Source organism: Nocardia sp. PE-7 (genome assembly GCF_030486425.1).
Taxonomy (GTDB): Bacteria; Actinomycetota; Actinomycetes; order Mycobacteriales; family Mycobacteriaceae; genus Nocardia; species Nocardia salmonicida_A.
Genome location: NZ_CP129614.1, coordinates 1,285,867 through 1,312,536 on the forward strand (window position 1 = coordinate 1,285,867; position 26,670 = coordinate 1,312,536).

Here is a 26,670-nt window from a genome sequence, read left to right on the forward strand (position 1 = left end):
GCCCGAGAATACGCGCGATGGCCGGCTTCACCGTGGACCTCCGACGGCTATCCTCGCCCCATGGCCGAGGACTCGTTGTTCCTGGATCCCACGATCGGGCGACCCGCGGGCAAGGTCGGATACTTCGCCGATCGGCCGGGCTTCGACCGATTCGCCGCCGCCTACGTGGACGGCATGGCATTACTGCCGAAACCCGATGCGATGGCGGCGATCTCGACCTCCTTCGGTCCGGTCCGCGCGTATCGATTCGGACCCGGCGGTGACATTCCCGTCGTGCTCCTGTCCGGGCGCCAGGCTTCGACACCGATGTGGCGGTCGAACCTGGCGAGTCTGGCGGAGCAGCGCACGGTGTGGTCGGTCGACAGCATCGGCGAACCGGGCGCGAGCACCCAGCACCGCGAGCTGACCGACGGGGCCGACCAGGCATCCTGGGTGGCGGAAACCATTGCGGGACTGGGCGTTCCGCGTGCACATCTGCTCGGTGTGAGCATCGGGGCGAACCTCGCCGTGCAGACCGCGCTGCACCGTCCCGAGTGCACGGCCTCGATCACTCTGCTCGATCCGGCCAATACCTTCGCGTCGTTGAGCTGGAAGATGATCGTCGTCTCGCTCGGCAGCGCGATCCCGATGATGCCCGCGAGTCTGCGCAACAAGCTGCTGAGCTGGATCTCCGGTGGCGTCCCGGTCGACGAGTCGGTGCCGGAAGGTCGGCTGATCGCCTCCGGAATGAAGGACTACCGGGGCGCTCAGCCGTTGCCGGCCCGCCCTACCGAGGACCAGTTGCGTGCACTCACGGTGCCGACTCTTGCCCTGTTCGCGGGCCGCAGCATCGTCCACGACTCGGCGAAGGCCGCCGCCACTGCCCGCCTGATCCCCGGCGCGCAGGTGGAGGTCTGGCCGGACGCGTCGCACGCGATCAACGGTGAATACCCCGAGCGGATCGCCCGGCGATTCGCCGAATTCACCAGTGGACTCTGACGGTCAGTTCGCGCCGTGTTCGACGGAGCGGGTCGCCTTGTCCTCCGGTCCGATCCGCGCCAATACCGCGCTGATCACCAGACACCCGCTTTCGACGACATCGGTCAGCGGTAGGCGGTATTCGTCGAGCACCCACTTCTGGGCGATGATCACGATGGCGCCGACCAGTCCGAACAGCACCGTCCGCACACTGACGGCGGGATGGGTTTCCAGGTCGACGTGCGGGGCGACCAAGGCCATGCAGATGTCGACCAAGGCATCGAGAACGCTGTAGTAGGCCCGGTCGACCGCGGGGCTCACGCCGAGGATCTCGAAGAACGCGATCCGGGGAACCCGTGGGTCGTCGCGGATGAGCTGGAAGTAAGCGGTCAGGCCGACGCGCACCTGGGTATCGACGTCGGTGTCGGGAGCGCTGAGCCCGGTATGGATCGCCTCGATCATCCTGGCGGCCGTCTCGCGATATACCTCGAGCAGCAGATCTTCACTATCGGTGAAGGATTCGTAGAAGTAGCGTTTGCCGACGCCGGCCGCCGTGCAGATCGTGGTGACCGTGGTGTTGCGGTAGCCGTCGACGCCGAAGGCCTCGGTGGCCGCTTCGATCAGCCGAGCGCGGCGTTCCTGTTGACGTTGCCCCGGTGCGGCGCCGCGGTAGCGGCGACCGTCGTCGAGTTCGGACGCTGTCACGGTGTCAATTGTTTCAGGCGGCCGCGGCGGGGTGCGCGCGGGCGCTTGATCGTGGATCGCCCAGAACATGTTCTTGCGATCGAACGTGACGCACGCTACGTTACTTCCCGGTACGGGAACGTCGTGGTTCCCGATGGTGGAGGGCTGAACCGAAGCATGATCAAACATCGTGGGCGACTGGCCGCGCTGGCCGCGTCCGTCGTCATCTTGGCGGGCGCCGTCGCATTCGCGCCGTTCGGGCAGGCATCGCCGAACGCCGAGGGGCTCGACGCGCAATTCGTCGCCACTCACAACGGACCGCAGCAGTACCCCAACGTCTTCATCGAGTGGGACGTGCCGATCACGATGAGTGACGGCACCGTATTGAAAGCCAACGTCTATCACCCGGCCGGTGCGGACGGTCAGCCCATCGCGGAGCCGACGCCCACCATCGTCAACATGACGCCCTACACCAAGCTGGTCTCCAACCTCGCCGACTCGGCGCTCGCGGTGCCCGGCCTGTCGGACCTGCTGCTGCCGGTGCTGCAGAACCTGGACTTCACGCCGTTCGGTTTCAGCAGCCTCAGCGACATCATGCGCGCGCTGCCCGGCGGCGCGGCGCGCACCTTCGGCGTCGACCGGAACCTGATCCGCGGCGGTTACACCCAGGTGGTCGTCGACGTGCGCGGCACCGGTTTCTCGCAGGGCACCTGGCAGGTGTTCGGTGAACGCGAGCAGATCGACGGCGTGGAAGTCGTCGACTGGGCGGCGAAACAGCGCTGGTCCGACGGCAAGATCGGGATGAGCGGCATCTCCTACTCGGGGATCAACCAGCTCCAGACCGCGCAGCGGCATCCCGAGGCGCTCAAGGCGATCTTCCCGGTCGTGCCGGGTAGCGACCTGATCCGCGATGTCGCGGCCCCCGGTGGTGCGCTCGGGATCGGGTTCATCCCGGCCTGGCTGCTCGCTGTCGACGGCGCGAAGCTGCTGCCCGACCTGATGTCGATGCTGAACGGGAAATTCGACTGGGTTTGGCTGCGCGACAGGGTGACTGATCCGTTCACCTTCTTCAACGTGCTCATCGCCGCACTGACCACGCCGAACATCGAGCAGATCCCGCCGGAGATGGGCGCGATCCTCGACGACGAGAGCCCGCTGCGGACCGCATGGGTCGGCGCGCCCGAACAGGTGCGGGTGCCGACCTTCCTCTACGGCGGCTGGCACGACATCTTCACCTACTCCACCCCGCGCATCTACAACGCGGTGAACGTGCCCGCGGAGCAGAAGAAGCTCGTCATGGACGACGTCTACCACGTGACGGTGAGCTCGGGCCTCGGTCAGCCGGGTGCGCCCGCTCCGCTGGAATCGTTGCAGCGCGCGTGGTTCGACAAGTGGCTCAAGGGAATCGACAACGGCATCGATCGCTACGACCCGGTCACGTTGTGGCAGCAGGGAAGTAAGCAGTGGACCACCGACGTCGCCTTCCCTCGGCCCGGCATGCAGCACCGGCGGTTGTACCTCGACCCGGCCTCCTCCGGCACCGCGCCGGGCGCTCGCCACGACGGCAGCCTGCGCACCGCTCCCGGTGCCGCACAGCGTCTCTCGGTGGACCCGAGCCTGACCACCATCTGCTCGCGTGACGCCGCACAGGGCACGGCCGGAATTCTTCCGCTCCCCGACGTCTGTTCGAAGGACGCCCGGATCAGTGAAGGGGCCGCGCTCACCTTCACCACGGCGCCGGTATCGGAGCCGACGAGGATCTCCGGACCGATCGCCGCACACCTGAACACCGTGCTCGACGCCACCGACGGCTACTGGACGGTGACGGTGAACGATGTGGCGCCCGACGGTACTTCGACGGTCTGGTCGCAGGGTCAGCTGACGGCGTCGTTGCGCACGATCGACGAGCCGAAAGCAACCCGCTCACCGAACGGCGACTACACCGACCCGTATCCCTACCTCACCCTGGATACCCGTCAGCCGATCGTGCCCGGCGAGCCGACGACGATCGACATCGGCGTCCGCGCCACCGACGGTGTCCTGCTGCCCGGTCACCGCCTGCGCGTCGACGTCTTCGCGAGCAACTTCCCCAGCGGAATCCCGCTGCGCCCGTTGCTGAACGAAAGCGGCCTGCGCACCCAGCACCTCGAGCTGGACCCGTCCCGCCCGAGCTGGATCAACGTCCCCCTGGACACCGATCCCGGCTGGTGACATCCGGTCGACCCCGCCTCCGGCCGCGCGACGAATCCTCGATCACGCGGCCTCGAGGCGGGGTTCGCCGTTTCCGGCATCTCCGGAGCGCGGGTCGTCAGATCTCCGACCGCAACAGGGGTGCGAGTTCGCTGCTGTAGAAGTCGAGGAACGCGTCCATGTCGGGTCCCGCGTTCATCAGCACCACATGATCGAACCCCGCGTCGGTGGCCTGGCGTACCGCCTCGACGTAGCGTTTCGGATCATTGCCGCAGACAAAGGATTCGAGCATGTCGTCGACGCGCACGGTGCTCGAGGCGGCGGCGAAGTTCGCGGGATTGGGCAGCTCGCTCATCACCTTCCAGCCCCCGGTCGACCACCGGTTCGTCGACAGCGCGGCTTCGGCGCCCTCGCGATCGGTCTCGGCGAAGGCGACACCCACTTCGACGTAGCGTGGGCCGGAGCCACCTTCCTGCTGAAAGGTCCGCACGAGTTCGGGATCCGGCTCGGTGGCGAACAGCCCGTCGCCGAGTTCGGCGGCGATCTTCGCCGCGCTGGGCCCACCCGCGGCCACCGCGATAACCGGCAGGGTCTGCGGCAGATCGAACACCCGCGCGTCCGACAGCTCCAGGAACTCGCCGTAGTAGCTGCGGTAACCGCCGCGCCACAGCAATCGGATGATCTCGAGCGCCTCGCGCAACATCCGCTGCCGGATCGCCACCGGCGGAAACTCATGGCCCACAATGTGTTCGTTGAGCCGCTCGCCCGAACCGATTCCCAGGGTGAACCGCCCGTCGGACAGCAGCGCCGTGGTGGCGGCGGCCTGAGCGATGATCGCCGGGTGATAGCGGATGATCGGGCAGGTCACGCCGGTGGCCAGCCCGATCTGCTCGGTGCGGGCCGCGATCGTTCCCAGGACGGTCCACGCGAACGGTGAGTGGCCCTGATTGTCGAGCCACGGGTGGAAGTGGTCGCTCATCTCGACGAAATCGAAACCGGCGGCTTCGGCCCGAACCGCCTGTCGAACAAGCTCTTTCGGGCCGAAAGCCTCGGCCGCCAACTTGAATCCGAGCTGCATGGCGCACCTTTCGCAGTGGGGTCAGCTGCGGCCGAGAGCGTTGGCCAATTCCTGCTTGTTCATCTTGGAGCGGCCGTCGATATTGCGGCGGCGGGCTTCCTCGTAGAGCTGATCACGGGTCTTGCCGTTGCCCTGGCTCCGTTGACCGCTCGACCCCTTCGTCTCGCCGTGCTCGGCGCGGGTCTTGTTCACCGTCCGCGCGGCGATCTCCTCGGAGCGCTTCTCGCTGCGGCCACGCTCGCGCTCCGATTTCTTGATGTCCTTGTACTGCCGTTCGCGCTTGTCGCTCCACGCTTGCTGGGGCATAACCCGCACCTCCTCCGATCGGGATGTCGACTCTGATGGCCGCCTACCCGCGGATCGGCCGAGGAAACAGGAGTCCACAGCAATGCTGTGGCAATCGGTGCCTGGCACACTGTTCTGGTGGGCGCACCGAGCAGGATGGCCAACCGAGGGTGGCGGTGGATCCGCAGCGCGCCCGGCACCTACCTGTGGCTGACCGCTCTCGCCGTGACGACGGTGATCATCGATCTCCTCCCGCCCGAGGAGGCCAGGCAGTGGCTCGATCACCGGTCGACGAACCTGCACCACCTCGGCCAAGACCCCGTGCGCGTGCTGATCACCAGCGCGTTCTGGACCGACGGCAGCGGATGGCTCGCCTACGCGGTGCTGTTCACGCTCTTTCACGCCAATGCCGAACGCTGGCTCGGCACCCTGCGCTGGCTCGTGGTCGTGGTGCTCGCGCACGTGGGCGCCACCTATCTCAGCCAGGGCGTGGTGCTGTGGGCGATCCGTAGCGAGGACGCGCCCGAACGGGCGATGTACATCCTCGATGTGGGCGTCAGCTACGGGTTGGCCGGTGTCGCCGCGGTGCTCGCGTACCGGTTCGTGACGCCGTGGCGCTGGGTGTACGTGCTCGGGGTGCTCGCGGTGGTGGTTCCGCCGATCTTCCTCAACCGCACGTTCACCGATATCGGGCACGCGAGCGCGGCCGCCATCGGGTTCGCCTGCTACCCGCTGACGCGCGGTCGCGGACGCCGGTGGAATCCCGGCGTACTGCTGAAACGACGGTTCGCCGCCGAGCGTTGATTGCTTGTTATTAGCTGGTCGAGTCCATTTCCGTGTTTTGCTCAGGCCACCCGTCGAGGACTGGCGATGGCTGCGAGCCTGGCGCTCACTAGGGTGGGCTGGTGATCTTGCTGGCGATAGGTGTGGTTCTGCTCGGTGTGTTCGCGCTGTGTTTCCGTCAGGAGCGGCGCCGATTCAGCAATGGAGTGGTGCTGCTGCTCGGAATTCTGTGTGTCGGCGCCGCGCTGATCGGTTCGGGCGCCGAAGGAGCTGCCGCCGGAACTCTGGTCTTCTTCGCGCTCGCGCTGTCGCCGCTGCTGGTGCTGACTCTGGCCGGGCTGTTGATGCTCAACGGCGTGGTGATGTTGCGCCGCGAGGGTGTGCGCCCGGCGAACATGCTCTCCTTCGGCCTCGGCCTCGCGCTGCTGGTTCCGTATGTGCTGCTGCTGATGGCGGTGATCGCTGAGGGGACGGTGTTCGGTGTGTTGCTGGTGGCGGTCGTGCTCGTCGCCGCCTATCTCGGCTTCGTGCTGGTGGCGTTCCTGTTCTATTCGGTCGTCTACAGCGGGGTGACCCGCACCGACGACGCCGCCGCGATCGTCGTGCACGGCTCCGGCCTGCTGGGCAACCGGGTCCCGCCGCTGCTGGCGAGCCGGCTCGACCGCGCGCTGGGCATCTGGCGCGCTGCGCACGGCCCGTCGCCGCTGCTGGTCACCAGCGGCGGCAAGGGTTCCGACGAGAAGGTCGCCGAAAGTACGGCCATGGCCGACTACCTGGTCGAGCACGGTGTGCGCGACGACGAGATCCTGCGGGAGGACCGCTCGACGACCACCCGCGAGAACCTGCTGTACAGCCGGGAACTGCTCGCCCGGCGCGGGATCGACAGCCGCATTCTGCTGGTCACCAGCAATTTCCATGTCCTGCGGACCGCCGTGCTCGCCCGTCAGGTCGGGCTCGACGCCCAGGCCGTCGGCGCCCCGACGGCACGCTACTACCTCCCCAGTGCCGTCCTGCGCGAATACGTCGGGATTCTGGTCGAGTACAAGGTCGTCAATGCCGTGATATGCGCGTTGTTGGTGGCGGCGCCGGTCGCGCTGGCGATCTTCGGCGAAGCCGCCTGACAAATTTAAGTGTTACGTAAAGTTATGGATAGTTGTATCATCGGAGCTACCGAGTAGGACGCAACGGCGCGACCTGGTGCGCGGGTAACCGTGCGCGGTTGATCGAGGAGTACCGATGAAGCTATTTCCTTGGGGAAGAGAACGCCCGGAGATCGATCCGGGCGTGGTGGCGTTGCACGCGCGCAATGTCACCTTCGACTGGTCCGGCGTCGACCTCCAGTGGATGTCCGCCGAACCCGTCGCCAGTCATCTGATCAGCGCGCTGAACATGCTGCTGCCCGAGGGCGAGCGCATGTTCATCGAGACCTATCGCGAGGCGTTGCCCTACGTCAAGGACGAGAAGCTGCGCGAGGACATGCTCGGTTTCATCGGCCAGGAGTCCATGCACGCGCAGACCCACGGCAAGGTGCTCGAGGACGTCTTCACCGCGCACGGCGTCGATGCGGAGCCTTATCTGCGGCAGATGGAATACCTGTTCCGCATCTCGCTCGGAGCGCGCGGCGACGATCGCGTCGGCCGCCAGATGCTGGTGGAACGGCTCGCCTTCATCGCCTGCCTCGAGCACTTCTTCGCCTGGCTCGGCGACTGGATCCTCAATGCCGACCTGGAGAAGTTCGGCGCCGACCCGCGAATGGTCGACCTGTTCCGCTGGCACGGTGCCGAAGAAGTCGAGCATCGCAATGTCGCCCACGACGTCGCGGAGTACTTCGGGGTCGGGTACGTGCGCCGCTGCGCGGCGATGACGCTGGTCTTCCCGATCTTCCTCGTGGTGTTGGTGCGTGGGGCGCGGTTCCTCGTGCAGCAGGACCCGCGGATGTCCGATCGGGGCTACACGCGGCTGCTCGGCGGGGTGTTCGCGGCGATGTGGCGTGGTGCGCTGCCCGGTGTTCCGTCGTTGCTGGTGAGTGCGCTGTCGACCTTCCAGCCCGGATACAACCCACAGTCGGTCGGCTCCACGGCTCAGGCCATCGCCTACCTGGCCGCTTCGCCGGGTGCCCGTGCGGCGGCGTCGTGACCACTCGCGACATCCCGGCCGACCTCTACGGCAAGCGTCGCCACGACCCGGCGATCAGGATCATCGATGCCGTAGCGACCGCCCGGCTGCGCTGGACCGCGCTGGTCAACCGCAATGATCTGCGACCGCGCGTCGCCGACCGCCGCCTGCCCGTGGTGGTGACCGAACGCCGGATCGAAGCGCACGACCAGGACGTGGTGAGCCTGCGCCTCGAGTCACCCGACGGCCGAGTCCTGCCGCGCTGGCGGCCCGGCGCGCACCTCGACCTCGAATTGCCGTCGGGCAAGCTACGGCAGTACTCGCTGTGCGGCGACCCCGCGGACCAGCGCGCCTACCGGGTCGCGGTGCGCCGGATTGCCGGCGGTGGCGGCGGCTCGATCGAGGTGCACGACGCACTGCCGGTCGGCAGTCGATTGGTGGTCCGCGGGCCACGCAATGCCTTCCCGTTCGCGGTGCCGGGGCACGGATCACCTTCGCGGCGGCTGCATTTCGTCGCAGGCGGCATCGGCATCACGCCGATTCTGCCGATGGCCCGGCTCGCGCACCGGCTGGGTGTGCCGTGGACGCTGGTCTACAGCGGGCGCAGCCGCGACACCATCCCGTTCCTGGCCGAGATCGAGAGTTTCGGCGCGAATGTCGTCGTGCGCACCGACGACGAACACGGTCTGCCCGGCGCGGCGGATCTGCTGACCGGCGTCGGTCCCGGCACCGCCGTCTACGCGTGCGGCCCGACCCCGATGACCTCGGCGATCGTCGCCGCGGTGCGCGAGATGCCCGAAGTGGAGCTGCATTTCGAGCGGTTCTCGCCGCCGCCGGTCGTCGACGGCACGCCGTTCGAGATCGAATTCGCCTCCAGCGGTGAGGTGGTCACCGTCGATGCCGACCGCACCGTGCTCGACACCATTCTCGATACGCGCCCCGACCAGCCCTATTCGTGCAGGCAGGGTTTCTGCGGCACCTGCGTGGTGCGGGTCCGCGCAGGCGAACCGGACCATCGTGAGACCGTGCTCTCGGCTGCCGATCGTGCCGAGGGCGCCATGCTCGCGTGTGTATCCCGTTCCCGCGGTGAGCGATTGGTGCTCGACCTGTGAACCTTTTCGGGGAAAACTCAGTGGACAGGGAGTCCGACAGATCATGACGAACGACAGCCCGCAGCCTGCGAACCAGCGCACCGTCCGCAGCGGTGATTTCGACATCGCCGTGTTCGAATACGGTGACCCGGCCGCCGACACCATCGTGCTCGTGCACGGCTGGCCCGACACCCATCACCTGTGGGACAGGGTGATTCCGCTGCTCACCGAGCGTTTCCACGTGGTCGCCTACGACACCCGCGGCCACGGTGCGTCCACCCGCACCCAGCGCACCGGCGACTTCCGCCTCGACGAACTCGCGCGCGACTTCTTCGCCGTGATCGACGTGGTGAGCCCCGACCGTCCCGTGCACGTCCTCGCCCACGACTGGGGTTCGGTGCAGGTGTGGGAAGCGGTGTGCGAGCCGCAGGCCACCGCGCGCGTCGCCTCGTTCACCTCGGTCTCCGGCCCCAACCTCGACCACCTGTCCAGCTGGGTGCGCGACCGGCTCTCCCGCCCCACCCTGCGCAATGTGTGGCAGCCGATGACCCAGCTCGCCTCTTCGGCCTACACCTTCTTCTTCATGACTCCCGGGCTGCCGCGCGCCACGTTCAACGCCATCGGCACCGAAAAGGTGTGGCAGCGCGCGGTTTCCCTCATGAACGACACCCCCGCCGTCAATGTGAAGCTCGGCCCGACCTTCCGCCGCGACATGGTCGACGGGCTGCTCATCTATCGCGCCAACATCGTGGCCAGGATGCTGTCCCCGCGCGAGCGCCACACCGAGGTGCCGGTGCAGTTGATCGTGGCAGGACGCGATGTCGCCGTACGGCCCGCGGGCTACGACGATGCGAGCAAATGGACCGACCGGCTCTGGCGTCGCGATGTTCCCGCCGGGCACTGGATGCCGTTCTCACATCCGGAGCTCCTCGCGACCGCGACCACCGAGCTGATCGACGCGCTCGACGGTGCGGGCACCGCGCGCGGACTGGCCAAGGCCGAAGTAAGCACTGCGAGCAGGGAATTCGAGCACAAGCTGGTTGTCGTCACCGGTGCGGGTAGCGGCATCGGCCGCGAGACCGCACTGGCCTTCGCGCGGCTCGGTGCCGAAGTGGTGGTCTCCGATGTCAACGAGCTCGCCGCCAAGGCCACCGCCGAGCTCGTCGCATCGGAAGGTGGTGTGGCGCACTCCTACCCGCTCGATGTGTCGAACGAGGACGCGGTGCGCGCGCACGCCGATACGGTGATCGCCGCGCACGGCGTGCCCGATGTGCTGGTCAACAATGCCGGCGTCGGCCAGGCAGGCGGATTCCTCGACACCCCGTCGGAGGAGTTCGACCGCGTGCTGCGGATCAACCTCGGCGGTGTCGTCAACGGCTGCCGGGCTTTCGGCGCGGCGATGGCCGATCGTGGGCTCGGCGGGCACATCGTGAACCTGTCCAGCATGGCCGCCTACAGTCCGCAGCGTGACATGGCGGCCTATGCCACCAGCAAGTCGGCGGTGTTCATGTTCTCCGACTGCCTGCGTGCCGAACTCGCCGACCGCGGCATCTCGGTGTCGACCGTGTGCCCGGGCATCGTGCATACGAATATCGTCGCCACCACCCGCATCTCGGGTGTCTCCGCTCAGGAGGAGGCGGCCGCGCAGCAGAAGTTCGACAAGCTCTACGAGCGGCGCGGCTACACCCCCGACCGGGTGGCGACGCAGATCGTGAAGGCGGTGCGGACCGGGCGCGACATCGTGCCGGTGACGCCGGAATCGTGGGTGCAGTATCGGATCAACCGGATCGCACCCGGCGCGGTGCGATTCGCCGCCCGCCGGATGAAGCTGGTCTGAGTCGGCTACGCCCGGCGCAGTTGCTCCTCCACGGCGGCAACGTGCCGGGCGTCCACGCCCCACGGGTCCTCGACGCCGACCTTGCGGTCCAGGTCCCACAGCACACACTCTTCGTCCGGGTGCGCCACCAGCGACCAGGCGACCACGGTGCGGCCCAGTTGTTCGACCATGGTGCCGTGATTCTGCGTGCTCTCCCCGACGCCCTCCGGGAAATGGTGCAGGAATCGTCCGTAAGCCTGCTCGCAGAAGTTCGCGTAGAGCTGGGTGCAGAGAATGAATCCGTGCCACGCCTCGTCGACCGCGTGCGAGGGCATGCCGATCACCTGGTCGTCGCGAATGGCGGCGCCGCAGCACCGTAACCATTGGCGCAGACCGGTTTCCACGAGGTCGCGAGGCTGCCAGGGCGAGGTCTTGAAGATCGCTTCGGGCAGACGCAGGGCGGCGACGGTGCGGTCGACGGTGGGGAGGTCGACTTGCCGTGTGCCTGGTCGGAGGAAGGAGAACGCCACAATTCACTGTAAGGCCACCGGAGGTGGGGGTGCTGCGAGCGGGTTCGGGCGTTAGCCTGCGGGCATGGTGATAATGCTCGTGCTCGGTTTCATAGCGGTGGGTATCGGCGTGGTGGTGACGACCATCGTGTGGCTGATCAAGAAGTCGACTGAGTCGCAGGGTGCGCCGCCGCTGGATCGGCGATGGGTGGCCGGGTCGGCCGGGATGACCGGATATGTCGACGGGACCTCGGGTCAGCCCTGGGATCCGGGCGGTCCGTCCGGTGGTTGCGGTGGCGGTTCGAACAGTGGCTGCGGCGGCGGGAGCAGCAGTAGCTGTTCCGGCGGGAGCAGCAGCAGTTGTTCCGGCGGGAGCAGCAGCAGTTGTTCCGGCGGGAGTAGCAGCAGCTGCGGAGGTGGGAGCAGCAGCAGCTGCGGCGGCGGGTCCTGATCGTGTGACCTACGTCCTAGTGCCCTTGACCTGAACTCGGCTCGAGGTTTCATCCTTGACCCGTTCGGTCAACGTCACGAAGGAGTCGCCATGCGTGCAGTGCAGGTCAAGGAATTCGGTGGGCCAGAGGTTCTGGAAGTAGTGGAATTCCCCACCCCACAACCGGATTCGGCCGAAGTGGTCGTCGACGTCGAGGTCGCCGACGTGATGTTCCTCGACACCCGGCTGCGCAGCGGATGGGGTCAGGACTACTTCCCGCTGAGTCTGCCCTACGTCCCCGGTGGTGCGATCGGTGGCGTGGTGAGCGCGGTCGGCGCCGAGGTCGATCCCGGCTGGATCGGCAAGCGTGTGGTCACCCAGACCGCCGCGAGCGGTATCGGCGGGGGCCTGCCCATCGGCGGCTACGCCGAGAAGTCCCTTGCCAAGGCCGCCACGCTGACCGAGATCCCCGACAGACTCACCACCGAGCAGGCCGTCGGCCTCGCCCATGACGGCCGCACCGCCCTTGCTGTCTTCGACAAGGCTGCAGTGCAACCGAATTCGTGGGTGTTGATCACCGCCGCCGCGGGTGGACTCGGCACCCTACTCATCCAACTGTCCGTCGCGGCGGGTGCGCAGGTTGTCGCCGCGGCTCGCGGTCCGGAAAAGTTGGCACTCGCAACACGATTGGGCGCCACCGCGGTAGTCGACTACTCCGCCGAGGGTTGGGAGGAGCAAGTCCGCGAGATCACCGGCGGGGGAGCGTCGGTCGTGTTCGACGGCACGGGTGGCGCCATCGGTGGCGCTGCGTTGATCGCCGCGTCCGACAAGGGTCTGTTCCTCGGATATGGTTCCGCCGCAGGAGATTTCGCGCAGGGGGACACCGATGCGGCGGTCGCGCGTGACGTCACGGTACTCGGCCTGTTCGATATCGTCGGCGGCGACGTCGACTGGGTCGGCATCACCGCCCGTGCTCAAGAAGCGGTAGCCACGGGCTCGCTCGAAGTCGTTATCGGGCAGACCTTCCCGATCGAGGACGTGCGCCAGGCTCATGCGGCGATCGAAGACCGTTCCGCCCTTGGTCGTACCTTGTTGACGCTCGGCGCGTCATTGTAACTTATTGTGCGCCGCAACGGAATACACGTTAAGTTATGTTCGTGCAGGGACTGATTATCGTCGCAGTGATAGCTGCGGTTCTGTTGTTGGTAGTAGGAGTCATCAAAGTGGCCAGCAACCCAGGGGGCAGCATCGAGCGTCGCGAACGCGAAGTTCGAGTGCGGGGAGGCCAACGAGCCGAGCGCTCGTAACCCTTACCCTCGGGTGTAGCACACAACGGCGATCGGTCGCCGCGCCTTCCTCGGAAGCCGCGTCCCGATCGCCGTTCCTGTACCCGGCCCGACACGACCACCACGCCAAGTGGTCAACCTCGCACTCCGCCGGGTACCATGCGACTCGCCCGCGGAGACCCCCGCGGCGAGGGGCGGTAGCTCAGTCGGTTAGAGCCGCGGACTCATAATCCGCTGGTCGTGGGTTCGAGCCCCACCCGCCCCACTTCCCCTCCCCACCCGATGCTGTCGCTCCGTGGATCCTCGGGTTGGATCGAACCGTGAACCAGCTGATCCCCGGCCTGCCCGACATTGCGACTCTTCGTCGGCGTTGTCAGGCGATGGCGATGCTCGATGCCGTTCTCAGCCCCGAATGGGAGGGTCGCTACTACTCCTACAACGCGGCTTGGGGTGACGGCGAGGCACTCGCTTCGATGCGAAATGGCTCCGGCGACAACTGGTTCATCGTCTTCTCCGCGGTGGGCGTCTACGGCCAGAGTTTCGACCACGAAGCCTCCAATGCTCCACAGGTTCTCGAGGCTGTGCCCTCCGTCTTCGGGCCTTATGTCACCGAGCCTGCCTTCGCCGATCACACAGGCTCCCCGGCCGTCACCGGGTGCTTCTGGCGGGCGGCCGACGCCGCTGCTTGGAGCGTTTCGGCGACTGGCCACGGTGCTCACGACCTACTCGATCTAGTACTCGAAGGCACTCCCGACGCGTACAAGGCCTGGGCCGAGGACTACTACGGGGCCAGCGTCAATCTCTCCTGTGCTGAGCATATTTACGCGCTGCGTCCGCTGACGGCCGATATTGTCGCGGGTCTCAACCCAGAGGTGGAAGTCTCCGAGCTGGAGGACGACATCGTTGAAATCAATTACTCGCGTTAGCAGTTCGTTGGGCTGGGTCGAGCATCTCGAGCACGTCGGAGGACGGGCGTACGTCCCCGTACGAGCGGTGGATCGTGTGGAGGGTCGCGTTGCGTTCGTGGTCGTTTCGTGCGGCATTGGCGTCGGCGACCATGATCGTTCGGAAGCCGAGGGTCGCGGCAGCGGCCCGACTGAGTTCTCGCCCACGACCCCATCGTGCCGTAGGCACGGTCAAGGCGGCGCTGTGACTTCTGGGATCAGAACAGGATCAGCGCGGCACACAGTCCGGCGAGGGCAGTGAACTGCAGCGCGACCCGGTACTTCAGAATGCTGTCCCACTTGTCCTGCAGCGCACGGGCATCGGCCGGAATGATGCCGCTCAGAGCGGCGGCTGTCTGCTGGGTATTGATCGGCTTGGCGACGCGCACGTAGAAGGCGAGCCAGGTGAGCAGTGCTGCCACCGTGATGCCTGCCGCGACAGCGGCGCCGATCTGGCCGGCCAGCAGTGCGATCAGCAGGGTGAGCACCGCGGCGACCACACCGCCCGCCCCGACGATCGGCATCCGCTTGTCGCCGTAGTAGTGACCCCATCCCGCGCTGACGGTCACGGTCGCGTCGTCGAGCTTGCGGTACACAGACCGCATGATGACGGCCCCGCAGACATCGGTGCCGTAGACGACGGCATTCGCGAGAACGGCGACGACGGCGATGATCTGGCCGGTGACGATAAGCATTCCGAGCTCCCTCTCCAAAATCTAGCAACGCTAGAAGCTGGAGCAAAGATAACATTCGCTCGCTAGTCTGTCTAGCGTTGCTAGATTTGAGGCGGAGTGCCAGGCTCCGCGTCTACTTCGCGCTCAGTCCCGCGACGAGCAGGGCGACCATTCGGCGCGGGTCGTAGCGGGGGGTGCTGCCGCCGATGCAGAGATTGCCGACGGCGCGGAGTAGTTCGTACGGGTCGATGTCGGGGTGGATTTCACCTGCCGCGGTGGCAGCGGCGAGCAAGGCGGCGCAGGTGGGGACCAGGCGGTCGAGGAAGTAGGTGTGGAGGGTTTCGAAGGTCGCCGCGTCGGATTGCAGTGCTTCCGCCAGGCCGTGTTTGGTGGTGAGGAAGTCGGCGAAGAGGGTTATCCATTCGCCGAGTGCGGCTTGAGGGGAGCCGTGGGCGGCGAGGAGGGTGGGACCGGCTTCGGCGCACGCTTCGACCTGGTGGCGGTAGACGGCGACGATGAGGTCGGCGCGGGTGGGGAAGTGGCGGTAGATGGTGCCGACGCCGACGCCGGCTCGGGTGGCGATCTCGCGGACGGGGACGTCGACGCCGGAGGCGACGAAGGCGGCCGCGGCGGCGTCGAGTAGGGCTTGCTGATTGCGCCGGGCGTCCGCGCGTTTACGCGGCGCCTCGATCGGGTTGTCGACCACGGTCGCGAAGCCTTCCTCTTGGCAAACGGAACAGTGTTCCGTATGTTGAATAGCGGAACATCGTTCCGCTTGGTTGAGGATGCCAGAACCGGCGAACCGAACCAAGCTCATCTGGGAGGAACCGCCATGCGATACCGCACTCTGGGCCGTACCGGCGTTCAGGTCAGCACGCTCGTGCTCGGCGCGATGAACTTCGGCAAGCTGGGAAAGTCCACACAGGAGGAGGTCACCGCCATGATCGACGTCGCCATCGATGGCGGCGTCAATCTCATCGACACCGCCGATATGTACGGCCAGGGCGAATCCGAGGAACTGGTCGGCAAGGCCATCGCGGGCCGTCGCGACGACATCGTGCTGGCCACGAAGGCGAGCATGCCGATGGGCGAGGAGCGCAACCACCGCGGCGGTTCGCGCCGATGGCTGACCACCGCACTCGACGACAGCCTGCGCCGACTCGATGTCGATCACGTCGACCTCTATCAAATCCACCGCTGGGACCCCGAAACCAGCGATGAGGAAACTCTCGCGGCACTGACCGATCTACAGCGCGCGGGCAAGATCCGTTACTTCGGATCTTCGACGTTTCCCGCCTACCGCATCGTGCAGGCGCAGTGGGCCGCCAAAGAACACCACCTGAGCCGATACGTCACCGAACAGCCCGGCTACTCGATCCTCCAGCGCGGCATCGAAACTCACGTCCTGCCGGTCACCGAGGAATACGGCCTCGGCGTGCTCGCCTGGAGCCCACTGGCTTCGGGTTGGCTCTCGGGCGCGATCCGTGCCGACCGCGAAATAACCACCAGCCGTTCGACATTCATGCCCGACCGCTACGACACCACCACCCCGACCAACCGCGCCAAGATGACCGCCGTCGAACAACTCGCCACAGTGGCCGACCAGGCGGGCCTGACCCTGATCCAACTAGCCCTGGGTTTCGTCACCGCCCACCCAGCCGTCACCAGCGCCATCATCGGCCCACGCACCATGGACCACTTGCACTCCCAACTGGCCGCCGCCGACACCGTATTGCCGCCGGAAGTCCTCGACGCGATCGATGCCATCGTCGCCCCGGGCACCGACCTCGCCCCACACGAAAAACACGACACCCCACCGGCTCTACTCGACCCCTCCCTCCGGCGTCGATGAGTCGACGCTAGAAGCTCGTGGTGCTTGTCGGCCGTGCCTCGGAAGTGAGTAGATTGCGCCATCGGGCCATCAGCAGCGCGGTGTACTGGTCGGCGGTGATGTCGTAGGCGCCGAGGGCGTAGCCGTCGTTGGCCTCGACGAGTGTCGTTTCACCGTTGGCCAGTACGCCGAAATCGATGGCGTAGGCGATGGGGGCGGTTCCGGAACGGTAGTAGGCGGTGACCGCTGACTCGACTGCTTCCATGTTCAGCGGCACGGAATTGTCACCCTCGTAGTGGTCGACGGCGACGATCTGCCTGCCGATGACGTAGACGCGGTATTCCGACACCCAGGTGACGACCTCGGAGCACCAGACGCGCTGGCGCCGACTGGTGTTCCCCCATGCGGCGAAATCGTGTTCCGAGTAGCAGACCGAGCCCGTGAAGGCCTTTCGGCGGTCCGCGGGTTTGACGAAAACCGGTGGGGAGGAGCCGCCGTCCATCGAGCGCTCGATCTCACCCAGCGTCGACGCCCACACCTTCCGTCCGAGGAAGCCGCGAAGCACTGCGGGATAGTCGTCGGGTGGCGGTATCGGGATGCCCAGTTGGCGCATCGCGCCGTGCATCGCATCCATGTCCCCGGCGATGAAAATGCCGGGCCCCAACGCCAACTGCCTGCGCTGAATGCGCTTCAGGCTGTAGTGGCGGACGGGGACGTCGAGTTTTCCGAGGCCCTCCGTGAGGAGCTTCTCTTCGTGCCGCATCGGACCAGATCCGGCGTACTGCAGGTAGGCCACCGTAAAACTCATGCATTGATGATGCATCTCGGAAGCGTTGTGGCTTCAGCAAATGGCTGGGAAATTCTTGTGCGCCAATCGAAGTCTTCGCCGCACGGCAGCGGAGGGGGCCGATCGGTGATGCTGCTCGGACGGCACCTAGGTGCGCGGGGTGAGGATGACGATCGGGATTGTGCGGTTGCCTGCGTGGCGTTGGTAGAAGTCGTAGCTCGGGAAGAACTCGATGAACTTCGGCCACAGGAGGTTTCGTTCCGCGTCGGTGGCGACGCGGGCTCGGACGGGGTGGGATCGGGCGCCGATTCGGATGGTGGTGTCCGGGTTGGCTTTGAGGTTGTGAAACCAGGCCGGGTGGGTCGGTTGGCCGGCATTGGATGCGGCTAGGGCGATGAGGTCGCCGTCGGCGTGGTACATCAACGGTGATGTTCGGTGGGTGCCGGACTTGGCGCCGACGTGGTCGAGGAGCAGTATTCGGGCGTCGGGCCAGGCGGGTAGGTGGCCGCCCACTCGGCCGTTGGTCCGGCGGTACAGGGCCACATGGAGTTTCGTCGATCGGCGGCCCAGGAAGATCCCGCGCTTGTTCAGGAACTGAGAACTCGACTCCACCAGACGTGCCATCAAAGACCTCTCGGCCGCACGCCGGGGATCGGCATTGTTCTGATCGTTCATCGCCCCTCCGATGTTTGTTCTACTACGTTCAATAGTAGACCTGGTGCTCGACCGGTGGATCGTGAATCCTCAAGCGAGTAGTTCGCGGGCGAGGGTGGTGGTCCACCAGGATTCGACTCGGTCGGGGGACCAGCCTCGTTCGGTGATGAGGGTGTTGTAGACGTCGATGGTGCAGAGGGCGGCGTAGATGTCGACCGAGGTGGGGAGATCCTCGCGGAGGGTGCCGGGAGGCCACGAGCCGAAGACCTCGACGCGGGTGTGGTCGGCCCGGTGGCGGGCGTCGATGTAGGTGGTGGCCAGGGCGGGTTCGGTGCGACCCGCTTCGCGGATCAGGGCGATGACGTCGGCGGCGCGTTCGTAGAGACGGCGGTCGTAGGCGGCCATGGCGGCCAGTTGGGCGCGTGGGTCGCCTGCGGCGGATTCGAGGGCGTCGAGCATGAGAGGGGCGTCGGCGGAGAGGTCGGCGGCGTCGACTATCGCCTGGATGAGGCCGGTTTTGTTGCCGTAGGCGGAGTAGACGGTGGGAACGGAGACGCCTGCTTCGCGGGCCACATCACGGACTGTGGTGGCGGCCCAGCCGTGCTCCACGAAGAGGCGGCGGGCGGCGTGGGCGATCTCGATGCTGGTCGCCTGGGCTTGCAGGGTGCGGCGAAGAGAGTCGTAGCGACGGCGAGGTGGGTCGGTGGCCACGGGGTTCCTCTTTCGGTTTACGGTACTTATATTCAAAGTATGAGTGATAAATCTGATCTGTCGAGCGGTGTGACGTTTCGGCGGGTCGCAGGCGTCGCCGGGATCGGTTTCGCGCTGGTGATCCTGGGTGCCAATCTGATCTTGGTACCGGCGGGCTTGCCGAAGCCGGGGACCGATTCGCACACGGCCGCCGCGTTCTTCGTCGAGCACCGTGACCTAGTCGCGCTGGCGATGGCGCCGGTGCCGCTGGGCTGGTTCTGTGCCGTGTTGTTCGGCGCCGGTGCGCTGGCGGCGCTGCGCCCGGCCGAGCGGGCGGCGGGCACAGGGTGGTCGTCGGTCGGTTTCGCCGGATTGCTTCTGCAGAACGCGACTTTCACCGTGATCGTCGGAATCCGTTACGCCCTGGGCGCTTCGAGCGGGGAGGGTGCGGTGCTGTGGGCTCTGCAGGACGCCCTGCTCGCACTGAACGGCACATTCCTCGCGACGGCACTGGTCGGCCTGACCATCGCGGGCCGACTCGGGGGACTGGTGAAACCCTGGCACGCGGCAGTCGGATTCCTCGCTGCCGCACTGCAATTCACCGCCGCGACGATCACCCCCGCGATCATCGACCACAGCGGTCCACTCGGTCTCATCGGCCTGTCCGGCTGGCTGCTGTGGACAGTCTGGTTCATCGCCTACGGCGTCGCGCTCCTGCGCACAGCCGGGGACCGATGACGTATGTCATGACCGACCCGTGCGAATCCCATCGCACATCGGTGACTGCGCTTACTACTGGTGACACCTTGCATCGACCACCGTAGAAGGCATGGGAAACACAGACGTCATCACCGCACGCGGGCTGCGCCGAACGTACGGTCGCGGCGAGGACGCATTCGAAGCCGTCAAAGGTGTCGACCTCGAGGTGCACGAGGGGGAGGTGTTCGCGCTGCTCGGGACGAACGGTGCGGGCAAGACCTCGACGCTGGACATGCTGGAAGGGCTCGTCGCCCCCTCGGCGGGCGAGGTCGAAGTCTTCGGCCTCGACCCCCTCCGACACCGCGCCCAGGTCCGCGCGAGGCTCGGCATCATGTTGCAGTCCGGTGGGCTGCCCGCCGAGTTGACCGTCGCCGAGACGCTGGAGATGTGGCGGGGCACGTGCACCGATCCGACCACCGCCGAGGCCGTGCTGGCCCAGGTCGGCCTGACCGACCGGGCGAGCGTGCGGGTCGGCTCGCTCTCGGGTGGTGAGCAACGCCGCGTCGATCTGGCGTGCGCCCTGCTCGGGCAGCCGCGCTTGCTGTTCCTGGACGAACCGACCACCGGCCTCGATCCGGAAAGTCGCCGTGGGACATGGCAATTGCTCGCCGACCTCAAAGCGTCGGGGGTGACGATGGTTCTCACCACGCACTATCTGGACGAGGCCGAAGCACTCGCCGATCAGATCGCGATCATGCACAAGGGCGCGATCGCCCGCAGGGGCACGCTGCGCGACATCGTCGACGACCATCCGGCGCGGATCGCGTTCGACCACCCGGGACTGCCCGTGCCGCAGTTCCGTGGCGCCCGCGTGGACGCGCACGCGCGAGTCACCATCAGCACCGACGACTTACAGGGCCACCTGTTCGAGCTGCTCGGCTGGGCACGAGAAGCGGGCGTGCGGTTGACCGGGCTCGAAGCACGGGCCGCGTCGCTGGAATCGGTCTTCCTCGATATCGCCGAGACCACCACTCCCACCTTGATCGGAGCACGATGACTACCACCCTGCCCGCCAATGGATTCCGCCGTCGACCGCTCACCGCTCTCGCCAAGGCGGAGTGGCTGCAGTTCCGGCGCAACAAGACTCTCGTCTACATGGCGACGGTGTTCCCGATCGGCATTCCGGTGGCCACCTTCTTCATCGCCCGCAAAGATGCCGAGCCGACAGCGGCGATGGCGGCCGTGACCTTCGAATTGCTCGCGCTGCTGGCCTTGCTGTTCGTGCAGTACTACTCGGTGCTGTCGATGGTGACCACCCGCCGCAGCGAAGGGGTGCTGAAACGGCTGCGCACCGGTGAGGCAACCGACTGGCAGATCCAGCTCGCTCCGGCGATACCCGGTGCGATCATGACGGTCGCGTGCACGGCTGTCGTCACCGCGGTGGTCTACGGAACCGGCACCCCCGCGCCGGTCAACCCGCTGGCGATCGTGGTCGCACTGGTCGGCGGAACGGTGCTGTTCTCGCTGCTCGCGCTGGCGACCAGCGCGTACACCAAGAACGCGGAGGCGGCGCAGATCACTTCGCTGCCGGTGATGATCATCGCGATGCTCGGCATGTCCTCCATCCGCGGTGTGCTGCCGGACCGGCTGGCACAGCTGGCCGACTGGACCCCGTTCGCCGCCGTCTCCGACCTCATCTCCCTCGGCGCGGCGGGCACGACGTCGGCGGTCGCCGAATCCGACGCCGCGCTGAGCTTCGTGGACACCGTCACCGAATCCGGCCGACCGTTTGCGACACTGGCGCTATGGACCGTGCTGGCGCTCGCGCTGACCCGCAAGAGCTTCCGCTGGGACGATCGCGGGTGATGCGCGCGACCGCCTGGTGGCACGAGTTGTCGGGGGCAGCCAAGTTCCGGCTCTACACCCGGGGCTCGTTCCAGGCGGTGATCGCCGTACTGGTCGTGGTGCTGGCGATCGGTGCCGAGTCGGTGCCGTCGGTACTCGGGATCGTCGTCGGTGGCATCGCGGCCGCTGTCGCACTGGAGGCGCAGCCCGATTTCGCGACCTACCCCGGTGTGGTGACGCGACCACGGATGTTGCCGATGGCCATCGCGGTGCTGGCCGCGCTGTGGGCGATCAGCGGGGTGGTCGCCCGAGTGGCCGGCGACGAGGCGATCGTCGTCAGCGCGCGCATGGTGGGCATGGCCGCGGTGATCATGGCGATCTTCTCCGTCATCCCGTTCATGCGCCACAAGTGGTGGATTCTGATCGGACTCAGTGTGGCCACCCCGCTGCTGGTCCTCGGAACGCCGCTGCGCACGGGCCTGCAAGGGACGGCGACGCTTCTGATCACCGGGATATGCGCGATCGTGTTGACCCGGCTCACGGTATGGGGCCTGGGAATCATCGACGAGTTGGAGCGAACCAAAGGTGTCGAGGCGCAACTCCAGGTCGCCGAGGAACGGCTGCGTTTCTCCCGGGATCTGCACGATGTCGTCGGGCGCGGATTCTCCGCCATCGCCGTGAAAAGCGAACTGGCGGTGGCGCTGTCGCGAGCGGGTGACAGCGAGCGGGCGACAGCGGAGATGGAAGAGGTCAGAACGCTGGCGGTCGAGTCGATGGGGCAGATGCGCACCCTGGTGCGCGGCTACCGCAATATCGACCTGCGTGGCGAGGTGGCCGGGGCGCGGTCACTGCTGTCGGCGGCGGGATGCGCACTCGTCGTCGAGGGAGATGCGGCCAAGGTGCCCGCGGCCTTCCACGAAGTCGCGGCCTGGGTGGTGCGGGAAGGCACGACCAATATCGTCGAACACTCGGCCGCGACGACCGCGACGCTCACCCTCGGCGGGTCGGGCATGTCGCTGCGCAACGATCGCCCGCAGGGCGCGATCGGTGAACGGTCCGGGCTGCGCGGCCTGGGCGAACGACTCGCCGCCGTCGGCGCGACCCTCGACATCGCCACGTCCAGCGACGAGTTCACCCTCGAAATCCATTGGGAGAATCAGTGATTCCCGTCTTTCTCGCCGACGACGAAACCCTCATCCGCGCCGCGATGGCGACGATGCTCGGCCTCGAACCCGATCTCGAGGTCGTCGCCCACGTCGGCTCCGGTGCGGAACTCGTCGCGGCATGGCGTCGCAGGGCCGAGGAAGGTGAGCCCGCCGCGGTCGCCGTCATCGATCTGCAGATGCCGGGCATCGACGGCATCGACACCGCCGTCGAATTGCTGCGGATCACCCCTGGCGCAGGCACTTTGATCGTCACCAGTCACGGCAGGCCCGGCTATCTCAAGCGGGCCCTTTCGGCGGGAGTGCGCGGGTTCCTGCCCAAGACGACCTCGGCGGCGACGCTGGCCGAGGTGATCCGGTCGGTGCACGACGGGGGTCGATACGTCGATCCCGAACTCGCGGCCGAGGCCATCAGCGCGGGGGACACCGTCCTCACTGCCCGTGAGGCCGACGTCCTCGAATTCGCCGCCGACGGCGCGTCGGTGGAGGACATCGCCAAACGCGCGCACCTCTCCCCGGGCACCACTCGCAACTACCTGTCCTCGGCGATGACCAAGCTCGGCGTGTCGAATCGCTACGAAGCAGCACTCAAAGCTCGTGAGAAGGGTTGGATCTAGCTCGTTTTCGCTAGGGTGTGGGCATTACGGCCGAGCACGGTGTGAGATGAGGAGCGACAGTGGCTGCTGCGCTGGTGAAGGGGCAGAACGCCGGCCTGGCTCCGGGCGAGGTGGTGCTGTCGGTTCGGGGCGGGGTCGCGGCCGATCTCTCGGCGCTGTTGGTGACCGAGGCGGGGAAAGTTCGCTCGGATGCCGACTTCGTCTTCTTCAATCAGCCACAGGCGCCGGGTGTTCGGCTCAACGGTGCGGGGCTCGAGATCTCACTCGGCGCGGTGCCGGGCGAGATCGCGCAGATTCGCGCGGTGATCACTGTCGCGGCGCAGGGCGACACGTTCGGAACCGCCGCGTCGCCGGTGGCATCGGTCGCTGATCGTGCGGGGAATGTATTGCACGAGTACGTGATCGACGGACTCGATCGCGAGTCGGTGGTGATCGCGCTCGAGCTGTATCGCCGGGGCGACCAATGGAAGGTCCGCGCTGTCGGGCAGGGCTACGCGGGCGGGTTCGCCGACCTGGTCACCGATCACGGGGTGAGCGTCGACGACGAGCCGGACGTTGTCGCGGCGCCCGAGGTTCGGACCGTGCCGGGGGAGGCGGCGCTGTCGTTCGACAAGCGGCAGACGCTGGACATGCGCAAGCGTGAGGTCGCGAAGGTGCTGATCGACAAGAGCGCGTTCGGTGCCAGAGCGCGCGTGGTGCTGGTGATCGACAAGACCGGCAGCATGCAGAAGATGTATCGCGGCGGCACCGTGCATCGGGTCGTCGAACGGATGATTCCGGTTGCCACCCAACTCGATGACGACGGCACGCTCGAGGCCTACCTCTACGCACTGACCTACGCGAAGCTGCCCGATATCACCGTCGCGGACGGGGAGCGATGGGCGCAGACCTACCTCCACCTCACCGGCACGCACGAGGGCATCGACTACGACGCCATGGGCGGTCGCAACGACGAACTGCCGATCATGCGCGCGATCATCGACACCCTGACCGAGCCCACCCTGGTGCTGTTCTTCACCGACGGCGGTTTCGCGAAGAAGCGCGAGATCGCCGCACTGATGCGCGAGGCCGCCCACCTGCCCGCCTTCTGGCAGTTCATCGGCCTCGGCAAAGCCAACTTCGGCGTACTGCGCACCCTCGACGAACTCGATGGCCGCGTCGTCGACAACGCGGGCTTCTTCGCCCTCGACGATATCGACCAGGTCGACGACGCCGAGCTCTACCGCCGCCTGCTCGGCGAATTCCCGGACTGGCTGCGCGCCGCCCGGACGGCGGGCATCATCAGCTGACGGGTAGCCCGTCGGCGGCCCGGTCGATCACCTCGTCGAGAACGCCACGCGATCGCACCAGGTCGGCGATCGCGCGATCGATCCGGTCGCGTTCCACGCGCAGCTCGTCGACCAGTTCAGGAGTGGCGCGTTCGTTCGCCCGGCCGTCGGCGTCCCGCATGCACGGCAGAATCAGCGCGATCTTCTTGCTCGACAGCCCCGCCGCGTACAACTCCTGAATGTGGATGACGCGGTCGACGGCCGCGTCCGGGTAGTCGCGATGCCCGCCCGGCGTGCGACCGGACACCAGCAAGCCCTGCTCCTCGTAGTAGCGCAGCGACCGCTCGCTCACCCCGGTCCGCTTCGCGAGCTCTCCGATTCGCATGCGCCACCTGGTCTTTCCCGCTCGGACTTGAATCTCACATGGGTGTCAGGATTTACGGTACCTGCCATGACGAACACCGCAGCACAACCCAGCATTTTCGATCCGGCCACCCTCGGCGCACTCACGTTGCCGAACCGACTGGTGATGGCGCCGATGTCGCGCAACCGCGCCGACGCGGACGGCAGCCCGACCGCGCTCATGGCCACCTACTACGCCCAGCGCGCCACCGCGGGACTGATCATCGCCGAGGCCGCAAGCCCGAACCGCGTCGGCACGACCTTCGCGGGTATCCCCGGTATCTACACCGACGCGCAGATCGCCGGCTGGCGCGAGGTCACAGCGGCGGTGCACGCCGCATCGGGCCGCGCCTTCCTGCAACTGCAGCACGGCGGCCGGGTCGGTCATCCCGACAACGGTGGCGCGGTGCCGCTGGCGCCGTCGCCGGTCCGCTTGTCGAGCACGATCCACACCGCCGCGGGCTCGCGGGACGCGGTCGTGCCGCGCGAGATGACCGTCGAGGACATCGGTTCCACCGTGGCCGACTTCGCCACCGCCGCCCGAAATGCGATCGCGGCCGGGTTCGACGGGGTCGAAGTGCACAGCGCCAATGGGATGCTGCTGCACCAGTTCCTGTCCGACAACACCAACCGGCGCACCGACGGCTACGGCGGATCGATCCCACATCGCATCCGATTCACCCTCGAGGTGGTCGACGCGGTCGTCGCCGATATCGGCGCCGAGCGGGTGGGTGTGCGCATCGCGCCCGGTGTCGGCGCCAACGACATCGTCGAAAGCGACACGGCCGCAATGTATCCCGAGCTGGTGGCCGCGCTGAACGCTCGCGGTCTCGCCTACCTGCATGTCGTGTTCGCCGATCCGCGGTCGCCGGTCTTCCAGCGCATCCGTCAGGACTGGACCGGCCCCTTGATCGCCAACCCCGTCCTCGGCTGGGGCGCTCCGCTGCCCGCCGACGGTGGCAAGGCGGCGGCCGAGGACCTCCTGGCGGCGGGCGCCGACCTGATCTCACTGGGTCGCTCGTTCCTGGCCAACCCGGATCTGGTCGCCAGGCTGCGCGACGACGCCCCGATCAACCCGTTCGACGACGCCCATTTCTACGGCGGCGACGCCACCGGCTACACCGACTACCCCGTACTCGAACCGGCAACGCGCTAGGCACTGCGATGCTCGTCACCGGCTGCCGGAAATTCGGTTGTCTCCGCAGGTGGGGATCGTTAGCGTGTCTACCGTTTGCTGTTCGCAGACTGGAAGGATCAACGCATGGAACCCATTACCGAACGCGACATCAGGTCGTCGTTCGTCAACTGTTCGAAGGGCGACGCCAAGCGGTTGAATGTGCCGCGTGACCTGGGTGAACGGCCCTGGGAAGATCTCGACTTCCTCGGCTGGACCGACCCGTCGTACGCGGGGCGCTGTTATATCTCGGTGCCGAGAGAGGACGGGCTGGTCAGTGTCGCGCTGCGGCACGAGACCGGCGGATCGGGCAAGACGCAGATGTGCACGATCTGTCTCACCACGCACTCGGGTGGCGGCGTTTCGCTGATGACCGCGAGCAAGACGGGCGAGTCGGGGCGCAAGGGGAACACGGTCGGCAGCTACATGTGCACCGATCTGGCCTGTTCGCTGTATGCCCGCAACAAGAAGCGGCCGTCGATGGGCAGTCGGTACCGCGAGGACCTGACGCCGGAGGAGAAGGCGCAGCGCGTGGTGGAAAACCTGAACGCCTTCGTGGACCGGCTCTACACCTAGCCGAACCGGCCCATGCGACGACAGGAGGTAGATGCTGTGCGCCGACACTCGATAGCTCATCAGGCCCGAGTTCTGTCGATCCTCGACAGGACTCGGGTCGATTCTTTCCTGGCCGGTCGAGG

Annotated in this window: 29 protein-coding genes and 1 tRNA gene; 19 read left to right on the plus strand and 11 right to left on the minus strand. The window is 66.8% G+C overall.

The genetic code is table 11. From position 1 onward, the window contains the following. Positions 1–60 precede the first annotated feature (60 nt). Positions 61–978 carry an alpha/beta fold hydrolase gene (locus tag QX204_RS06005; RefSeq protein WP_301905577.1) on the plus strand — a complete coding sequence of 306 codons (918 nt, stop codon included), beginning with the start codon at positions 61–63 and terminating at the stop codon, positions 976–978. A 3-nt stretch (positions 979–981) separates the two neighbouring features. Here QX204_RS06005 and QX204_RS06010 read toward each other — a convergent pair whose 3' ends face one another. Continuing rightward, positions 982–1,662 carry a TetR/AcrR family transcriptional regulator gene (locus tag QX204_RS06010; RefSeq protein WP_301905578.1) on the minus strand — a complete coding sequence of 227 codons (681 nt, stop codon included), beginning with the start codon at positions 1,660–1,662 and terminating at the stop codon, positions 982–984. A 156-nt stretch (positions 1,663–1,818) separates the two neighbouring features. Between QX204_RS06010 and QX204_RS06015 the strand changes: the two genes are divergently transcribed. Then, positions 1,819–3,852: a CocE/NonD family hydrolase gene (locus QX204_RS06015; RefSeq protein ID WP_301905579.1), complete on the plus strand. Its 2,034-nt coding sequence runs from the start codon at positions 1,819–1,821 to the stop codon at positions 3,850–3,852. Between the two features lie 97 nt (positions 3,853–3,949). Here QX204_RS06015 and QX204_RS06020 read toward each other — a convergent pair whose 3' ends face one another. Together QX204_RS06020 and QX204_RS06025 are read right to left on the minus strand one after the other, a co-directional pair. After that, a complete protein-coding gene (locus QX204_RS06020; RefSeq protein ID WP_301905580.1) occupies positions 3,950–4,909 on the minus strand; it encodes a TIGR03557 family F420-dependent LLM class oxidoreductase in 960 nt (319 codons plus the stop codon). Between the two features lie 21 nt (positions 4,910–4,930). Next, positions 4,931–5,215, minus strand: coding sequence for a plasmid stabilization protein (locus QX204_RS06025; RefSeq protein ID WP_301905582.1), 285 nt, complete (start codon positions 5,213–5,215; stop codon positions 4,931–4,933). 117 nt (positions 5,216–5,332) lie between these two features. On the opposite strand from QX204_RS06025, the gene QX204_RS06030 reads away from it, so the two are divergent. From QX204_RS06030 to QX204_RS06050, 5 genes are all read left to right on the plus strand, one after another. Continuing rightward, complete coding sequence (locus tag QX204_RS06030; protein ID WP_357370990.1) at positions 5,333–5,998, plus strand: rhomboid-like protein; 666 nt, start codon at positions 5,333–5,335, stop codon at positions 5,996–5,998. A gap of 101 nt (positions 5,999–6,099) precedes the next feature. After that, positions 6,100–7,098 (plus strand): YdcF family protein, encoded by a 999-nt coding sequence (locus QX204_RS06035; RefSeq protein ID WP_301905583.1) that lies wholly within the window; start codon positions 6,100–6,102, stop codon positions 7,096–7,098. Between the two features lie 115 nt (positions 7,099–7,213). After that, the gene (locus tag QX204_RS06040) at positions 7,214–8,113 is read left to right on the plus strand and encodes a metal-dependent hydrolase (protein ID WP_301905584.1); all 900 of its coding nucleotides are present in this window, start codon (positions 7,214–7,216) and stop codon (positions 8,111–8,113) included. Next, positions 8,110–9,204 carry a PDR/VanB family oxidoreductase gene (locus QX204_RS06045; protein ID WP_301905586.1) on the plus strand — a complete coding sequence of 365 codons (1,095 nt, stop codon included), beginning with the start codon at positions 8,110–8,112 and terminating at the stop codon, positions 9,202–9,204. Before QX204_RS06040 ends, QX204_RS06045 begins: the two co-directional genes overlap by 4 nt. Before the next feature lie 43 nt (positions 9,205–9,247). Continuing rightward, positions 9,248–11,020 carry an SDR family oxidoreductase gene (locus tag QX204_RS06050; RefSeq protein WP_301905587.1) on the plus strand — a complete coding sequence of 591 codons (1,773 nt, stop codon included), beginning with the start codon at positions 9,248–9,250 and terminating at the stop codon, positions 11,018–11,020. A gap of 5 nt (positions 11,021–11,025) precedes the next feature. Here the strand turns inward: QX204_RS06050 and QX204_RS06055 are convergent, their stop codons facing one another. Both QX204_RS06055 and QX204_RS06060 read right to left on the minus strand, forming a co-directional pair. Next, the gene (locus QX204_RS06055) at positions 11,026–11,529 is read right to left on the minus strand and encodes a UCP032817 domain-containing protein (protein WP_301905588.1); all 504 of its coding nucleotides are present in this window, start codon (positions 11,527–11,529) and stop codon (positions 11,026–11,028) included. A gap of 234 nt (positions 11,530–11,763) precedes the next feature. After that, positions 11,764–12,012 carry a hypothetical protein gene (locus QX204_RS06060; protein ID WP_301905589.1) on the minus strand — a complete coding sequence of 83 codons (249 nt, stop codon included), beginning with the start codon at positions 12,010–12,012 and terminating at the stop codon, positions 11,764–11,766. 37 nt (positions 12,013–12,049) lie between these two features. Here QX204_RS06060 and QX204_RS06065 point away from each other — a divergent pair, with 37 nt between their 5' ends. The 3 genes from QX204_RS06065 (at position 12,050) to QX204_RS06075 (ending at position 14,150) form a co-directional block, all read left to right on the plus strand. After that, entirely contained in the window at positions 12,050–13,054 is a 1,005-nt protein-coding gene (locus QX204_RS06065) for a zinc-binding dehydrogenase (protein WP_301905590.1), read from the plus strand. Positions 13,055–13,415: 361 nt separating this feature from the next. Next, a tRNA-Ile gene (locus QX204_RS06070) sits at positions 13,416–13,489 on the plus strand. A 55-nt stretch (positions 13,490–13,544) separates the two neighbouring features. Next, positions 13,545–14,150, plus strand: coding sequence for a hypothetical protein (locus QX204_RS06075; protein ID WP_301905592.1), 606 nt, complete (start codon positions 13,545–13,547; stop codon positions 14,148–14,150). Between the two features lie 236 nt (positions 14,151–14,386). On the opposite strand, the gene QX204_RS06080 is transcribed toward QX204_RS06075, so the two are convergent. Both QX204_RS06080 and QX204_RS06085 read right to left on the minus strand, forming a co-directional pair. Further along, positions 14,387–14,863, minus strand: coding sequence for a DUF1772 domain-containing protein (locus tag QX204_RS06080; protein ID WP_301905593.1), 477 nt, complete (start codon positions 14,861–14,863; stop codon positions 14,387–14,389). A gap of 112 nt (positions 14,864–14,975) precedes the next feature. Further along, complete coding sequence (locus tag QX204_RS06085) at positions 14,976–15,548, minus strand: TetR/AcrR family transcriptional regulator (protein ID WP_301905594.1); 573 nt, start codon at positions 15,546–15,548, stop codon at positions 14,976–14,978. Positions 15,549–15,674: 126 nt separating this feature from the next. On the opposite strand from QX204_RS06085, the gene QX204_RS06090 reads away from it, so the two are divergent. Continuing rightward, complete coding sequence (locus QX204_RS06090) at positions 15,675–16,694, plus strand: aldo/keto reductase (protein ID WP_301905595.1); 1,020 nt, start codon at positions 15,675–15,677, stop codon at positions 16,692–16,694. Positions 16,695–16,701: 7 nt separating this feature from the next. Here the strand turns inward: QX204_RS06090 and QX204_RS06095 are convergent, their stop codons facing one another. The 3 genes from QX204_RS06095 to QX204_RS06105 all read right to left on the minus strand — a co-directional run bounded on the left by QX204_RS06095 (position 16,702) and on the right by QX204_RS06105 (position 18,825). Next, the gene (locus QX204_RS06095; protein WP_301905597.1) at positions 16,702–17,481 is read right to left on the minus strand and encodes an ATP-grasp domain-containing protein; all 780 of its coding nucleotides are present in this window, start codon (positions 17,479–17,481) and stop codon (positions 16,702–16,704) included. A 126-nt stretch (positions 17,482–17,607) separates the two neighbouring features. Continuing rightward, positions 17,608–18,135: a nitroreductase family deazaflavin-dependent oxidoreductase gene (locus QX204_RS06100; protein ID WP_301905599.1), complete on the minus strand. Its 528-nt coding sequence runs from the start codon at positions 18,133–18,135 to the stop codon at positions 17,608–17,610. A gap of 69 nt (positions 18,136–18,204) precedes the next feature. Then, the gene (locus QX204_RS06105) at positions 18,205–18,825 is read right to left on the minus strand and encodes a TetR/AcrR family transcriptional regulator (protein ID WP_301905601.1); all 621 of its coding nucleotides are present in this window, start codon (positions 18,823–18,825) and stop codon (positions 18,205–18,207) included. 39 nt (positions 18,826–18,864) lie between these two features. Here QX204_RS06105 and QX204_RS06110 point away from each other — a divergent pair, with 39 nt between their 5' ends. The 6 genes from QX204_RS06110 (at position 18,865) to QX204_RS06135 (ending at position 24,417) form a co-directional block, all read left to right on the plus strand. Further along, the gene (locus QX204_RS06110) at positions 18,865–19,542 is read left to right on the plus strand and encodes a hypothetical protein (RefSeq protein ID WP_301905603.1); all 678 of its coding nucleotides are present in this window, start codon (positions 18,865–18,867) and stop codon (positions 19,540–19,542) included. A gap of 91 nt (positions 19,543–19,633) precedes the next feature. After that, positions 19,634–20,560 (plus strand): ABC transporter ATP-binding protein, encoded by a 927-nt coding sequence (locus tag QX204_RS06115; RefSeq protein ID WP_301905605.1) that lies wholly within the window; start codon positions 19,634–19,636, stop codon positions 20,558–20,560. Beyond that, positions 20,557–21,369 (plus strand): ABC transporter permease, encoded by an 813-nt coding sequence (locus QX204_RS06120; RefSeq protein ID WP_301905607.1) that lies wholly within the window; start codon positions 20,557–20,559, stop codon positions 21,367–21,369. The genes QX204_RS06115 and QX204_RS06120 overlap by 4 nt, the downstream gene beginning before the upstream one ends. Beyond that, on the plus strand, positions 21,369–22,511 hold the full coding sequence (locus QX204_RS06125; protein WP_301905608.1) for a sensor histidine kinase: 1,143 nt from the start codon (positions 21,369–21,371) through the stop codon (positions 22,509–22,511). The genes QX204_RS06120 and QX204_RS06125 overlap by 1 nt, the downstream gene beginning before the upstream one ends. Beyond that, complete coding sequence (locus QX204_RS06130; protein WP_301905609.1) at positions 22,508–23,128, plus strand: response regulator transcription factor; 621 nt, start codon at positions 22,508–22,510, stop codon at positions 23,126–23,128. Before QX204_RS06125 ends, QX204_RS06130 begins: the two co-directional genes overlap by 4 nt. Positions 23,129–23,187: 59 nt before the next feature. Beyond that, on the plus strand, positions 23,188–24,417 hold the full coding sequence (locus tag QX204_RS06135; protein WP_301905610.1) for a vWA domain-containing protein: 1,230 nt from the start codon (positions 23,188–23,190) through the stop codon (positions 24,415–24,417). Here the strand turns inward: QX204_RS06135 and QX204_RS06140 are convergent. Then, positions 24,410–24,781, minus strand: coding sequence for a MerR family transcriptional regulator (locus QX204_RS06140; protein WP_301905611.1), 372 nt, complete (start codon positions 24,779–24,781; stop codon positions 24,410–24,412). The two genes, QX204_RS06135 and QX204_RS06140, sit on opposite strands and share 8 nt — an antisense overlap. A 66-nt stretch (positions 24,782–24,847) precedes the next feature. Between QX204_RS06140 and QX204_RS06145 the strand changes: the two genes are divergently transcribed. After that, positions 24,848–25,954, plus strand: coding sequence for an alkene reductase (locus tag QX204_RS06145; RefSeq protein WP_301905612.1), 1,107 nt, complete (start codon positions 24,848–24,850; stop codon positions 25,952–25,954). 105 nt (positions 25,955–26,059) lie between these two features. Beyond that, positions 26,060–26,548 (plus strand): FBP domain-containing protein, encoded by a 489-nt coding sequence (locus tag QX204_RS06150; protein WP_301905613.1) that lies wholly within the window; start codon positions 26,060–26,062, stop codon positions 26,546–26,548. The last annotated feature ends 122 nt before the right edge of the window (positions 26,549–26,670 follow it).